11 protein-coding genes and 1 pseudogene are annotated in these 13,265 nt (G+C 56.9%); 11 read left to right on the top strand and 1 reads right to left on the bottom strand.

Translation table 11 applies throughout. The features are described 5' to 3' along the window. Positions 1 to 19 precede the first annotated feature (19 nt). The 11 genes from CPH65_RS06500 to CPH65_RS06450 all read left to right on the top strand — a co-directional run bounded on the left by CPH65_RS06500 (position 20) and on the right by CPH65_RS06450 (position 13,115). A complete protein-coding gene (locus CPH65_RS06500; RefSeq protein WP_157747543.1) occupies positions 20 to 457 on the top strand; it encodes a tripartite tricarboxylate transporter TctB family protein in 438 nt (145 codons plus the stop codon). Further along, positions 457 to 1,956: a tripartite tricarboxylate transporter permease gene (locus CPH65_RS06495; protein WP_096172723.1), complete on the top strand. Its 1,500-nt coding sequence runs from the start codon at positions 457 to 459 to the stop codon at positions 1,954 to 1,956. The genes CPH65_RS06500 and CPH65_RS06495 overlap by 1 nt, the downstream gene beginning before the upstream one ends. Before the next feature lie 243 nt (positions 1,957 to 2,199). Continuing rightward, complete coding sequence (locus CPH65_RS06490) at positions 2,200 to 3,945, top strand: IlvD/Edd family dehydratase (protein WP_096172721.1); 1,746 nt, start codon at positions 2,200 to 2,202, stop codon at positions 3,943 to 3,945. A 20-nt stretch (positions 3,946 to 3,965) separates the two neighbouring features. Then, the gene (locus CPH65_RS06485; RefSeq protein WP_096172720.1) at positions 3,966 to 4,763 is read left to right on the top strand and encodes an HpcH/HpaI aldolase/citrate lyase family protein; all 798 of its coding nucleotides are present in this window, start codon (positions 3,966 to 3,968) and stop codon (positions 4,761 to 4,763) included. 161 nt (positions 4,764 to 4,924) lie between these two features. Beyond that, the gene (locus CPH65_RS06480) at positions 4,925 to 6,355 is read left to right on the top strand and encodes a lactate racemase domain-containing protein (RefSeq protein ID WP_096172718.1); all 1,431 of its coding nucleotides are present in this window, start codon (positions 4,925 to 4,927) and stop codon (positions 6,353 to 6,355) included. A 9-nt stretch (positions 6,356 to 6,364) separates the two neighbouring features. Further along, positions 6,365 to 7,300, top strand: a complete 936-nt coding sequence (locus CPH65_RS06475) for a triose-phosphate isomerase family protein (protein WP_096172717.1) — start codon at positions 6,365 to 6,367, stop codon at positions 7,298 to 7,300. Positions 7,301 to 7,433: 133 nt separating this feature from the next. Beyond that, positions 7,434 to 9,290, top strand: coding sequence for a SulP family inorganic anion transporter (locus CPH65_RS06470; protein ID WP_096172716.1), 1,857 nt, complete (start codon positions 7,434 to 7,436; stop codon positions 9,288 to 9,290). A 37-nt stretch (positions 9,291 to 9,327) separates the two neighbouring features. Then, the gene (locus tag CPH65_RS06465; protein WP_096172715.1) at positions 9,328 to 10,659 is read left to right on the top strand and encodes a LarC family nickel insertion protein; all 1,332 of its coding nucleotides are present in this window, start codon (positions 9,328 to 9,330) and stop codon (positions 10,657 to 10,659) included. Further along, on the top strand, positions 10,652 to 11,464 hold the full coding sequence (locus CPH65_RS06460) for an adenine nucleotide alpha hydrolase (RefSeq protein WP_096172713.1): 813 nt from the start codon (positions 10,652 to 10,654) through the stop codon (positions 11,462 to 11,464). Before CPH65_RS06465 ends, CPH65_RS06460 begins: the two co-directional genes overlap by 8 nt. Continuing rightward, on the top strand, positions 11,455 to 12,102 hold the full coding sequence (gene larB, locus CPH65_RS06455) for a nickel pincer cofactor biosynthesis protein LarB (RefSeq protein ID WP_096172712.1): 648 nt from the start codon (positions 11,455 to 11,457) through the stop codon (positions 12,100 to 12,102). The genes CPH65_RS06460 and larB overlap by 10 nt, the downstream gene beginning before the upstream one ends. 62 nt (positions 12,103 to 12,164) lie before the next feature. After that, positions 12,165 to 13,115: an IS481 family transposase gene (locus tag CPH65_RS06450; protein ID WP_096172710.1), complete on the top strand. Its 951-nt coding sequence runs from the start codon at positions 12,165 to 12,167 to the stop codon at positions 13,113 to 13,115. Positions 13,116 to 13,129: 14 nt separating this feature from the next. On the opposite strand, the pseudogene CPH65_RS24475 reads toward CPH65_RS06450, so the two are convergent. Continuing rightward, a pseudogene (locus CPH65_RS24475) lies at positions 13,130 to 13,234 on the bottom strand (IS5/IS1182 family transposase); the annotation flags it as partial. Positions 13,235 to 13,265 lie beyond the last annotated feature (31 nt).

The raw sequence follows: 13,265 nt of genomic DNA, 5'->3' as shown, positions 1-13,265 counted from the left end.
TCTGAACGCGGAGATTATGGTGGCGGTTTCATCCGCCATCATCGTTGGGGGGTTGACCCTCTACGCCTTGACAAGCACCGGCGGCGGCATGAATGCCGCATCCTCCGACTCCCCTATGCGTCTCCCCTTTATCCTTCTGGCTGTTTGGGGTGTGCTGTCGATCGCAATCATTATAAGGGCGGTTAGGAAGTCCGTCGCAAAACGGGTGGATCTCGGTCGGGTGCGTGAAGTCTGCCTTATTTGTCTTCTGATGATCGTGATGACCGTCGGATTTCAGTATGTTGGCTATCTGATCGTGATCGTTGTCGGTCTTCCATTGCTGCTTTGGAGGTTGGGAGAGAGCAGCCTTGTTCGCGGAACGCTTGCCTTTTTGATCCTTGGTCCGGGCATGTGGTTCCTATTTCATCATTTTCTCGGAATTCGGTTGCCCGCAATCCTGCCAGGAGGGCTGTTCTGATGACGCTTTTTACATCTGTGTTGTCTGACGTTTTTCAGTTTCAAACGATACTGGCCCTGCTTCTGGGTACGGGCCTTGGTATCGTGATCGGTGCCTTGCCGGGGCTCGGATCCGTGGTCGGGTTGAGTATCTGTCTGCCCTTTACATTCGGCATGGAAACCGTCCCCAGCGTAACGCTGCTTCTTGGTGTCTACTGTGGTTCGGTCTTTGGCGGATCGATCAGCGCCATTCTCGTCAATTCGCCCGGAACGCCTCAGGCGGCAGCGACGACCCTTGATGGCTATCCCATGATGCAACGCGGGGAGGCCGACATCGCCCTTGGCTGGGCTACGGTCGCCTCGGTGATTGGTGGTATCATTTCCTGCATCGTCCTGATTGTTGCTGCGCCTCAGCTTGCCAAATTTGCAACGCGGTTCGGCTCGGTTGAAGTCTTTGCCTTGATCGTTCTTGCTCTGACCTGCATCGCCGCAGTGTCGCAGAACAACATGATCAAAGGCCTCATGATGGGGGCGGTTGGTCTCTTCATCGCCATGGTCGGTACCGATCCGGTGACAGGCGCAGCGCGGTTCACCTTCGGCACGCAATATCTGACCGCAGGTTTTGATCTGATCTGTGTGGTGATCGGTTTGTTCGCTCTCGCTGAAGCCCTGCATCGCGTTGCCTTTGTCAACAACGAGTCCTCTCTGGTTGCTGGGACGCGCATCAAGCTGCCGTCTCTGTCTCAATGGAAAGGGCGCGTTAGCGGTTTGTTGAGAAGCTCGGGGATTGGCTGCTTGATTGGTGCCTTGCCAGGCACAGGTGCCGCGACTGCTGCCTTCATCAGCTATGCGATGGCGCGTCAGACTTCGCCACAGAAGGAAAATCTGGGGCACGGTGAGCCGGACGGGATCATCGCTGCGGAAGCCTCCAACAATGCCGTAACCGGCAGTGCGATGATCCCATCCCTTGCTCTTGGTATTCCCGGTGACGTGGTCACGGCTATCCTGCTCAGCGCGCTTGTCATTCACGGTATCACGCCCGGTGTAAGGCTGATGGCGGAAAATCAGGAAACGGTTCAGGCCATTTTCGTGGTTCTCATCCTGATCAACCTTGCCATGCTCGTGCTGGCTATTCCTCTGGTTCGCTGTTTCGGCTGGCTGCTCTCCATTCCACCGTTCCTGGTGACCGCCGGTATCGTGGTGTTTGGTCTGATCGGCGCAGTGACCGTTCGCGGCAATCCGCTGGACGCAGTCACGGCTGCCATTTTCGGGATCCTTGGTTATATCCTCAGGGTAACGGGGTTCCCGCTGGCTCCACTCGTGATTGGTCTCGTACTGGGGCCGCAGTTCGAGCAGAACCTGAGACGTGGCCTGCTGCTGCATGATGGACACTTCCTTGAATTCTTCTATGCCAGCCCGATTGCAATCGTGATCTTCATCTGCGTTGCCTTGGCGATATGCTCCCCAGTGATCGGAGTGGTGAAAAAGAAGCGCAACCGGTCGCAAGGTACGTCTGCCTAAGAACGACGCCAGCGCGCCATTTCGCTATCATCCTTACTCAAGCTGTGTGAACTGCAAACCTACTTGCCCAAAAATCGAAGCCAAATCATAGCGCTAAGATTCTAAAAATTCCGGCAGTGTTCCTGATCCCTGAACGGTGAAGGGATATGCCGGGGCCAAGCAGACAGCTGCGCCACAGGATTGCAAGCCTTGGTCTGATCAAGCCATCTGTACAGCCGTCAGACATTCGAAGGAGTTAAGAGCATGAGCTCTGAGACAAACAAAAAGCAACTTTCCGAGCTGCGATCCCAGCGCTGGTTTGAAGGCCCCGCGATCCGCCAGTGGGCGCACCGTCAAAGAACCCAGCAGATGGGAATGCGCCGGGAAGAATTCCTTGGCAAACCGGTGATCGGTATCATCAACACCTGGAGCGACATGAGCCCTTGCCATGCCCACCTGCGCGACCGTGCCGAAGCAGTGAAGCGGGGGGTCTGGCAAGCCGGTGGCTACCCGGTCGAATTACCTGCTCTGTCTGTTGGTGAAGTGCTCGTCAAGCCTACGACGATGCTCTACCGGAACTTCCTCGCCATGGAAACCGAGGAGCTTTTGCGATCCCATCCCATTGACGGTTGCGTTCTGCTCGGCGGTTGTGACAAGTCCGGGCCGGGGCTGTTGATGGGTGCCATTTCCATGAATGTGCCAACGATTTTCTGCCCGGCCGGTACTATGTCGAATGATCAGTGGCGTGGCATTCCTTGTGGTGCAGGCACCCACACCAAGAAATTCTGGAATGATTTGCAGACCGGCAAGATCACATCGGACGATTGGGTTGATCTCGAACAGCACATGACGCGCTCGGTCGGCACCTGCAACACCATGGGAACCGCATCGACGATGACCTCGATCATCGATGCCATGGGATTGAGCAAGACCGGAGCGTCCTCCACGCCAGCCGCAGACGCAGCCCATCCGCGCATGGCCTCCTGGTGCGGCTCTCGCATCGTCGAGATGGTGTGGGAAGATCTCAAGCCCAGCGATATCATCACGCCCGAAAGCCTGGCCAACGGTATCGTCACCTATATGGCGCTTGGCGGATCCACCAACGCCGCGGTCCACCTGATCGCCATGGCCGCCCGGGCCAATGTGCCGCTGACCCTTGATGATTTGTCAAAACATGCGGTCGGCATTCCCGTTCTTGCCAACCTGTTCCCGACCGGTGACCGCTTCATGGAGGATCTCTGGTTCGCCGGTGGTCTGCCCGCTCTGATGAACCAGCTTGGGGATCGGATTCACAAGGGCTGCATCACTGTCGAGGGCCGCACGATTGGCGAGTCTATCAAGGACGCCCCGATCTGGGACGACTATGTGATCCGCAGCATGGACAATCCCGTTGTGCCGATCGAGAGAGGTGTCACGCTGAAGGTCCTGCACGGCAACATCGCGCCGGACGGAGCGGTGATCAAGACCTCCGCTGCGGACCCCAACAAGGCTTTACATCGCGGACCGGCACTGGTCTTTGACGATCATGGCGAGATGAACCGCTGCATCAATGATCCCGATCTCAATGTGACTGCGGACACGGTCCTGATCCTTAGAAACGCTGGGCCGGTTGGCGGTCCTGGCATGCCTGAATGGGGCAACCTGCCCATTCCGAAAAAGCTGGTCGATCAGGGCGTGACGGACATCGTCAGGATCTGCGATGGCCGCATGAGCGGGACGCATTACGGCACCTGCGTGCTCCATGTGGCCCCCGAAGCCGCAGTGGGCGGCCCGCTGGCACTCGTTGAGAATGGCGACATCATCAAGCTCGACATCAACGCCGGACGCATTGATGTGGAAGTCGACGACGAGGAACTCGCTCGCCGACGTACAGCTTGGAAAAAGCCGGAAAGCCCTTACTCCCGTTCATTCGCCGCGCTCTATCAGCAGCATGTCAGTCAAGCGGACAAAGGCTGTGATTTCGGCTTTCTGGAAGGAACCGATCCGGTTCCCGAACCAGTGATCTACTAAAGACTTCTAAGGAGAGAAACATGAACAACTTTCAGCAAGCGATTCAGCATCAGAGAGCCGTTCCAATCGGCACCTGGTTGATGACGGGCGCCGCAAGCCCGATTGAGGCAATGGGCTACTGTGGCTTCGATTTTCTGGTCGTCGATGCAGAGCATTCTCCCCTGACGATTGCCGATTTTGCCGAGATCCTGCGCGCGCTGGAGCCAACTCCCTCAATGCCGCTGGTCCGGCTGGCATGGAATGATCAGGTGATGATCAAACAGGCTCTGGACGTCGGAGCCGGATCGATCATGGTTCCCTTTGTGGAATCCGTCGAGGAAGCCAAGGCTGCTGTTTCGGCAGCACGCTATGCGCCGGTCGGACACCGCGGTGTTGCCGGGGTTCATCGTGCATCCCGATATGGCAGCAAGCCGAACTATTTTGCCAATGCAAACGATGAGACCTGCCTGATCGTTCAGCTCGAGACGCCCAATGCCCTGTCCGAGCTGGAACAGATCGCGACGGTTGAGGGCGTGGACGGGATCTTTATCGGCCCGGGCGATCTCGCCGCATCCATGGGCCACATCGGTCAAATCGGTCATCCGGACGTGCAGGCGGCGCTTGCCGATGCGGCTGCAAGGGCCAAGGCTTTGAACGTTCCCGTCGGTGTTGTCGGTCCGACCCCTGAGATGGTGCGCGGCTTCATCGAGATGGGCTTCAGCTACGCCGCGGTTGCCTCCGATCTTGCCTTCATGACTTCGGGTGCGCGAGCGGCTGCGGCTGCCATTCGTGGAGGTGCGGCCACAAGTGCTCCAGCCGCATCGAGCTCCGGGTATTAACACCCTTTGCCAAGCGCCCGCGTGCAGCGCGGCACCTCCCAGCCGCGCTGCACGATCATCAATAAAAACTACGGCGACAAGGGTCAGTAGCCAGACGAAATCCACCAACGACATTCGCCCAGTCTGCCTGTTGCCATTACTCGAATTGAACAGAGGTTGCTATGAAAACCGTAAATTTCGAATATGGATCGGGCTTCATGCCTGCCCAGCTGCCTGACAGTGCAGACATCTTCATTCCCGGCGAAACCGTCAAGGATCCTGAACATCTCGCCGACCCTGTTGCGGCGACCCGTGAAGCCATCCTCACTCCCATCGGCATGCCTCCCATCGCCGAAGCCGTGAAAAAGGGCTCGAAAGTCGCCATCGTTTTCCCCGACCGGGTAAAGGGCGGCTTCCATGAGACAGCGCATCGGCGCGTCTCGATCCCCATTATTCTCGAAGAATGCCTGAAGGCAGGTGTCAACAAGAGCGACATCATGCTGATCTGCAGCAACGGCCTACATCGCAAAAACACCGAGCAGGAACTGCGCAGCATCCTTGGCCCAGATGTTTTCAACGCCTATTACTGGGAAGGCCAGGTGGTCAACCACGACAGTGAGGACTGGGACAATCTGGTCGATCTGGGGCGCAATGAGTATGGCGACAAGGTCGTGATGAACAAGACGGTGTTCGACGCCGACCTTGCGGTCATGATCGGTCACACTCTCGGCAACCCCTACGGCGGCTATTCTGGCGGCTACAAACATACCGCAACCGGCATCACCAACTGGGAATGCATTGCCTCCCATCACATCCCGCGCGTCATGCACCGGGACGACTTCACACCGGTTTCCAGCCAGAGCCTGATGCGCCACAAGTTCGACCAGATCGGCAAGTGGATGGAAAAATGCATGGGCAAGAAGTTCTTCACCTGTGATGCCGTGCTCAACACCTTCGGCCAGCAGCTGGCCGTCTATGCCGGTGGGTGCGAAGACATCCAGCCGCTTTGCTTTGCGGTCGCCGACAAACGCACCTATGTGAACTGGGCAACCAAGAAATACGACATCATGCTGTTCGGCATGCCGCAGAACTTCCACTACGGCAATGGTCACGGCACAAACCCGATCCTGATGATGCAGGCGATCGCCGCCCAGATCATCCGTCACAAGCGGATCATGAGCGACAACTGCGTGCTGATCTGCTCATCCCTTTGCAACGGCTACTTCCATGACGAGGAATTCCCGTCCTATCGCAAGCTGTTCGATCTGTTCCAGACCGACTATTGCAACACTCTGGTCGATCTCAACAAGCACATCGAATATATCGCGCGCGATGAGGAGATGATCAAGAAATACCGCTTCAATTACGGCTACCACCCGTTCCACGGCTTCTCGATGACCTCCTGCGGTCATATCGCTGAAATGAACACCAAGGCTGTCTATGTGGTCGGTGCGCAGGAGCCGGGTCTGGCACGTGCCATGGGCATGAAAACCCGCGCCACCTTCGAAGAGGCCCTGACGGATGCGGTCCGCTATACCGGTGAGAATCCGAGCATTCTGGCACTGCCAGAAGCTTTCACCCGTGCCGCGATGCATCTTGGTAGAAAGAAATAGAGGGTGATTATGAAAAAAGAGATCCTGATCAACCTCAAGCGTTTCGAAGTTCACCGGGACAAGGGCGGCGTCTGCGACGTCGCCAATCCGGGCGAATGGATTATCCAGACCGTGGCAGGCATTCTTGCCAAGGGTTTCGGTCAATCCGACGACTATAATCTCACGATCTTCGTGCCCGATGTATTGTTGCCCTTCGCCCTTGAAAAGGCTTGGGCGGTACCTGCGAAATCGAAGCCATATTTCGCCATCGGCTCCCAGAGCTGCCACTATGCAGACGTTGCCAAGGGCAGAAATTTTGGCGCTTTCACCTCTCACAACATCGCCTCCACCCAGGCGGCAATCGGTGCTAAGGCAAGCATCATCGGCCATTGCGAGGACCGCAATGGTCTGCGCTTTGCCATGGAGCAGTTCGCCGGAGAAAAAGGCATGAAGGATGCGGGCTTTGATGCCCGCGCCAACGAAACCGTAAGTGCCATCATCGGCAAGAAGATGGTCTGCGCACGCGCCGCTGGCATGTGTGCCGTTCTCTGCATCGGCGAGACCGCCGTGCAACAGGGTGAGGGCCCGCTCGAAGCGCAGAAGCCGCGTATCGAGGCCGTCCTGCGCACCCAGTTACAGAAAGGTCTGTCAGAGGTTGCTGGTACGCTTGATCCCGAGAGTGTGATCATTGCCTACGAGCCGGTCTGGGCCATTGGACCGGGCAAGACACCCCCCGATGAAGCCTATGTTGCCTATGTCTCGGCCTTCATCAAGGAGGCCACGAAAGAGATTTTGGGCTTCCCGGCAAAGGTTGTCTATGGCGGCGGACTGAAGAGCGACAACGCAGCCATGCTTGCGGGTATCAATACCCTCGACGGCGGCCTGATCGCCCTCACAAACTTTACGCCGCCCATCGGCTTTGATGTCGATGAGTTGGAGCGGATTTTGAAGCTCTACACGGCATAACAGGAATACGTCCCCGCGTATCGCAACTGAAGTGTGGTTGCCAGCAACAGCTCCGGAGATGCAACTCCGGGGCACGTCGAATTTGCACAAGGGCAGAGCGCTTGCCATCTGTCCTTGCCAACTGGATGCCTAAATGACCAGCTCGATCCTATCCAATTTGTCTTTGCGTCGTCCGTGGTACAGCATGGTCAATGGCAAGAGTCTGCGAGCGGACGCGATTGCGGGCTTCACCAACGCTGCGATTGTTCTGCCGCAAGGTGTGGCCTTTGCGGTGATTGCGGGCCTGCCACCGGAATACGGACTCTACACGGCCATGATCACACCGGTCATCGCGGCGCTTTGGGGATCATCGATGATTATGGTCTCTGGCCCGACGACGGCGATATCGGCTGTTTTGTTCGCTGCGGTGTCCCAGTTGGCCCCGGCCGGAACTCCTGCCTATGTCGATTTCGCGCTTGTGTTGACTGTGATGGTCGGCATCTTCCAGCTGATTGGTGGCCTTTGCCGCCTAGGTGCACTGATTTCCTTCATTTCGCAATCTGTCATGGTCGGCTTTACTGCCGCAACCGCCGTTCTGATCGGGGCATCCCAGCTTGGTGGCGCTTTTGGTCTCTCGGTTCCAAAAGGTGGAGGCGTGGTCGGACAGCTTGGCGGATTTGTGGAACAGGTCGCTGATTTTTCACCCGTGGCCCTCACAATCTCCCTCAGCACCTTCGCTACGCTTCTGATCTGCAACAGGATCAGTAAGAGATTACCCATCTACCTCATTGCCCTTGCGGTCGGCATTGGTGTAGGGGAGTTGGTCGATGCCCGGGCGAATGGCATTGCGATGTTCTCGGCGTTGCCTTCCATCACGCCGACCTTCTCCATGCCCGGCTTTTCCATTCAGAATATCGCTCTGCTGACGTCCAGCGCCGTATCCATCGCCTTTATCGGATTGCTCGGGACCATCAGTATCGGTCGTTCCTTTGCGATGCGGCGCGGTGAACGGTATGATGCCAATCAGGACATCGTCGGTCAGGGCCTGTCCAACATCGTTGGCGGCTTTGTCCAGTGTTATGCAGGGGCAGGGTCCTTCACGCGGTCAGCGCTCAATGCCGAATCCGGTGCCAGAACTCCAATTTCAGCCGTTTTCGCAGCCGTCTTCCTGATGGGCCTGCTGTTTCTTGTTGCCCCGATGGCGACCCGCATTCCCGTTCCGGCAATGGCGGGCATAATTCTCTACGTTGCCTACCGCTTGGTTAGTCTGGACGAAATCCGGCATATTGTCAGCTCAAGTCGCAGCGAGACGATGATCCTCGCCGTGACATTCGTCACTGGCGTGACGACCAATCTTCAAGCCTGCATCGCTGCCGGTGTGATCGCATCCCTCATGGCGTTCATCCTTCGCAGTGCCAAGCCCAATGTCGCCGCACTGGCACCGGCAACCTTCCATGGTCGCCGACAGCTGCGCGATACGGCTGCCTATCCACTTCGTCAATGCCCGCAAATCCTGATCCTGCGCGTGGAAGGCTCTCTTTTCTTCGGATCGGTCGAAACCATCGAACGCGAGTTCCGTTATCTGGAACGGCAACATTCAAGCCCGACTGTTAAGGTTCTGGTGCTGCATGGGGTCGGGCATATCGATATGTCGATGGCGGACCTGCTGGTCGAAGAAATCAAGAAGACCCGTGCAAGAGGGGGCGATTATCACATCATCACCAATTATGATCGCCTGATCGCCACCTTGCGGCGGATGCACGTGCTGGACATTCTGGGGGAAGACAAGCTCCATGCTTCCAAATCGGATGCTCTGGAAATTATGGCGGCTGAAGCGGATCCTTCGCGGTGTTCCACTTGCAAGGTGCGATGCTTCCTCGAATGTGCCAGCAAGCCGGCACCCGTCGGCGTGCTGCCGATGTGTGAGCCGCCGAAAATCGACGAGCTTAAAAGTGGACCCCTTCAACCCGAAAAGGTCGGTTTGCATTTCAGCCGCCTGTTTGGCGACTGAAATACGAACACTCGATCTCTAACCAAAGGTGAGCAGCATGCATATACATCTTGATGTCAGCGGGGGCATAGCAGGCGATATGTTTACGGCCGCGCTTCTGGATGCGCAGCCTGACTACGCCGAGCCCCTGTTGAAGATGCTTCGGTCCCTCGACATCGTGCCCAAGCCGGATATTCTTTTGACCCGCACCTCGGACGGGGTGCTGTGTGGTCACCACTTCGACGTCGTTCTGCCGGAAAAGCAGTACCGCACGGAGAGGAAGGCAGCGGATGCTGACAATGTGACAGATACGGCCAAGGGGCATCACCACAACCATCATCACCACCATGATGATGGTCCTAGTCTTGGCCATCACGACGCAGACGGGCATCATGATCACGCTCATGCCCATCATCACGACCACCACCATCGTGACTGGCGTACCATCAGAGTCTGGCTCAAGGCGCTGCCGATCGATCAGGAAACACGTTTCCATGCATTGGGGATCTTCGCCCTCCTGGCGCAGGCCGAGGCGACGGTGCATGGCGTGGACGTCGAGGATGTCCAGTTTCATGAAGTCGGGGCTTGGGACACAATCGTTGACACTCTTGCGGCCAGTTGGCTGATTGCCCGGTTGCATCCGGTACGCTGGAGTGCATCGAAGCTGCCGTGGGGTGGGGGCATGATCAAGACCGATCACGGTCTGCTCCCGTCACCAGCACCGGCGACGATGCAACTGCTCAAGGGCTTCGAATTCCGCGATGACGGCATCCCCGGAGAGCGCATCACACCGACGGGAGCGGCGATCCTTGCATGGCTCAAGCCTGATCAGGCGAGCGCCGTTGGTGTTCTCTCTGCCGTCGGACACGGGTTTGGAACCCGAAAACTCCCCGGAATGAGCAACATCCTTCGGGCCTCGTTGCTTGAAACCGCTTCAAAGGCCCATGGTGACGAGATCATGGTGCTGGAATGCGACATTGACGACCAGAGCCCCGAAGCTTTGGCTGTCGGACTGGAAACCTTGCGCGCCGATGAGGGCGTGATTGATGTCACCCAATCCTGCGGCTTCGGCAAAAAGGGCCGCATGACCATCTCCCTGCGCCTTCTGGCCAAGCTCGGCCATGAACGGTCCGTGGCAGACAGGATCTTTGCCGAGACAACGACCCTTGGCATTCGCTGCCATCAGGTCGAGCGGTTCACCTTGACCCGCGGTCTGGTGAAGTCCGGTGTGGACAATGTTCAGGCCAAGTGGGTCGAGCGCCCGGGAATTGGCAAGACCCTTAAGGTGGAGATGGATGATCTGGCAGCCAACGGCAGCGATCACCACCACCGGGAAGCCGTGCGCCGATTGGTGGAGCAGGATGTAGAAAGGGCATTGAACGATGAGTGAAGCAAAAGTTGAAAAACTGATTTCCATTCTGCGTGACATGGAAGAATGCTCCGTTGCGGTCAGTGGAGGCGTCGACAGCATGACGCTGTCCTTCCTTGCCCATCGGGAGCTTGGCTCTCGAGCCACCATGGTGCATGCCATCTCGCCAGCCGTACCCAAAGAAGCAACGGAGCGGGTGAGCTTCTATGCGCAGAAAGAGGGCTGGAACCTCCGTGTTGTAAATGCCGGAGAAATGTCCAACGAGGACTATCTGGCCAATCCGGTGAACCGTTGCTATTTCTGCAAGAGCAGCCTTTACGGCACGATCAACAATCTGGATGCAGGCAATGTCATTTCCGGCACCAACATGGATGACCTCAGCGACTTCCGCCCTGGTCTGCTCGCGGCCAAGGAGAGCAGGGTGCGCCATCCCTTTGTGGAGGCGGGCATCAGCAAGGCGGAGCTGCGCCAGATCGCTGCCGACTTCAAGCTGGCCGATCTGGCCCAACTGCCATCCTCTCCGTGTCTTGCCAGCCGTGTTCAGACGGGCATTCGCATAAATGCGCGTGATCTGGGGCTGATCGAGCGTATCGAAACCTTTGTACGCAGTCAGGTCGTTGCGACCAACATCCGGTGTCGTCTGGTCGACGAGGGCTTTCGCATCGAGATCGACCAGCCGATCTTTGATGCGATCAGCGAACAGGAAAAGTCCGATCTTATCGGCTCGATCAGTCATGCCGTTGCCGACATCGGCGACCATGAACAGATTTTGATTGCCGCCTATCGTCAGGGTAGCGCCTTTAACCGGATTGCGACATGGAAGTGAACCTCGACCTTGAGCGACGCAAGCGGATCGGCCTCGAGGAGGCGATCTATTGCGAAGGAAAAACGGCATCTCAGGTAGATGAGATCTGCAAGAGTGCGATGGAGCGCGGCTGTCGACTGCTGCTGACCCGCCTTTGCGAGAGCAAGCTCTCGGACCTGTCCGAGCCCGTGCAATCGGCGTTGGCCTACGAAGTTAAGTCCCGGACGGCTATCCTCGGGGCGCTGGAAACCCTTGCTCCGGCTCGTGTTGCCGTCGTCTCTGGCGGTACATCGGATGTCGGCGTTTGCCGCGAGGTGGTCCGCACTCTCAATTATCATGGATTTGGCTGTGATGAATATTATGACCTCGGGGTCGCCGGTCTCTGGCGCCTGATGGACCGCTTGGACGATCTGCGTCAATATTCGGTCCTGATTGCCGCTGCCGGTATGGAAGCTGCCTTGCCAACAGTGCTCAGCGGGCTTGTCGCTGCCCCTGTGATCGCCTTGCCAACCTCGATCGGCTATGGCGTGTCCGAAGGCGGCCATGTGGCCTTGCAGTCCTGCCTTGCCAGCTGTTCCGGCAGTCTTCTGACCGTCAACATCGACAATGGCTTCGGCGCTGCCTGTGCCGCCATCAAAATAATCTCCATAAAGGCCTAGGTCTGGTGTTTGATCCCATGCTTTGATGGTGCACCTTTCTCATTTGAATGGAGGGAAGCACTATGGGCCAAGTTCTACACGGCAGCGCCACGACGACAGAGGCAGTCCGTCGAGCAATACAAAATAGTCAAGAGAGCCTGAGAGTGCTTTCCAAGCGATACGGCATCAATCAGAAAACGGTCGTCAAGTGGAAGACGCGCACCTCACAAGCGGACTTAAGAACCGGACCGAAGGAGCCACGTTCGACTGTGCTTTCGCGGCAAGAAGAAGCGACCATTGTCGCCTTCCGCAGGCATACCTTGTTGCCTCTCGACGACTGCCTTTATGCACTCCAGCCGACAATCCCGCATCTGACGCGCTCTTCACTGCACAGATGCCTGCAACGACACGGAGTTTCGCGACTACCGAGTGTCGAAGGCGACAAGCAGCCAAAGAAGCGTTTCAAGAGCTATCCGATCGGCTATTTCCATATCGATATTGCCCAGGTACAGACAGCTGAAGGCAAGCTCTATCTCTTTGTGGCTATTGACCGGACTTCCAAGTATGCCTTCGTTGAACTCTATACCAAGGCAGGAAAGATGAATGCTGCACAGTTCCTGCGCAATCTGGTCGCCACTGTGCCCTATACCATCCATACTGTTCTGACCGACAATGGCATCCAGTTCACCAATCGGTCTCGCGATCTCCATGAGTTCCAGCACATCTTTGACCGGGTCTGCACTGGAAACGGCATTGAACACCGCCTGACAAAAGTGAAGCACCCATGGACCAACGGTCAGGTCGAGAGGATGAACCGGACTATTAAGGATGCCACCGTCAAACGGTTCCATTACGACGATCACGAGCAACTCCAGAAGCATCTGGCTGTTTTCATAGATGCCTACAACTTCGCTAGACGATTGAAGACGCTAAGGGGCCTGACCCCATACGAATTTATCTGCAAAAAGTGGACAGAGGATCCGGAAAGATTCAAAATGAATCCGATCCATCAAATCCCGGGACCGAACATCTAGGCTCCAGACACAATCGTACTATCGGCAGCATTGCCACCAGTCAATTTGACTGCAAAGGGGCGGCCAATGGCATCGGTCAGAACGTGGATTTTTGTGATTTGGCCACCCCGCGACGGCCCGTTAAAGCATGTCGCAATTAATGAGATTCAG

Source organism: Cohaesibacter sp. ES.047, from assembly GCF_900215505.1.
GTDB lineage: Bacteria > Pseudomonadota > Alphaproteobacteria > Rhizobiales > Cohaesibacteraceae > Cohaesibacter.
This window is presented reverse-complemented; position numbering and strand designations above follow the sequence as displayed.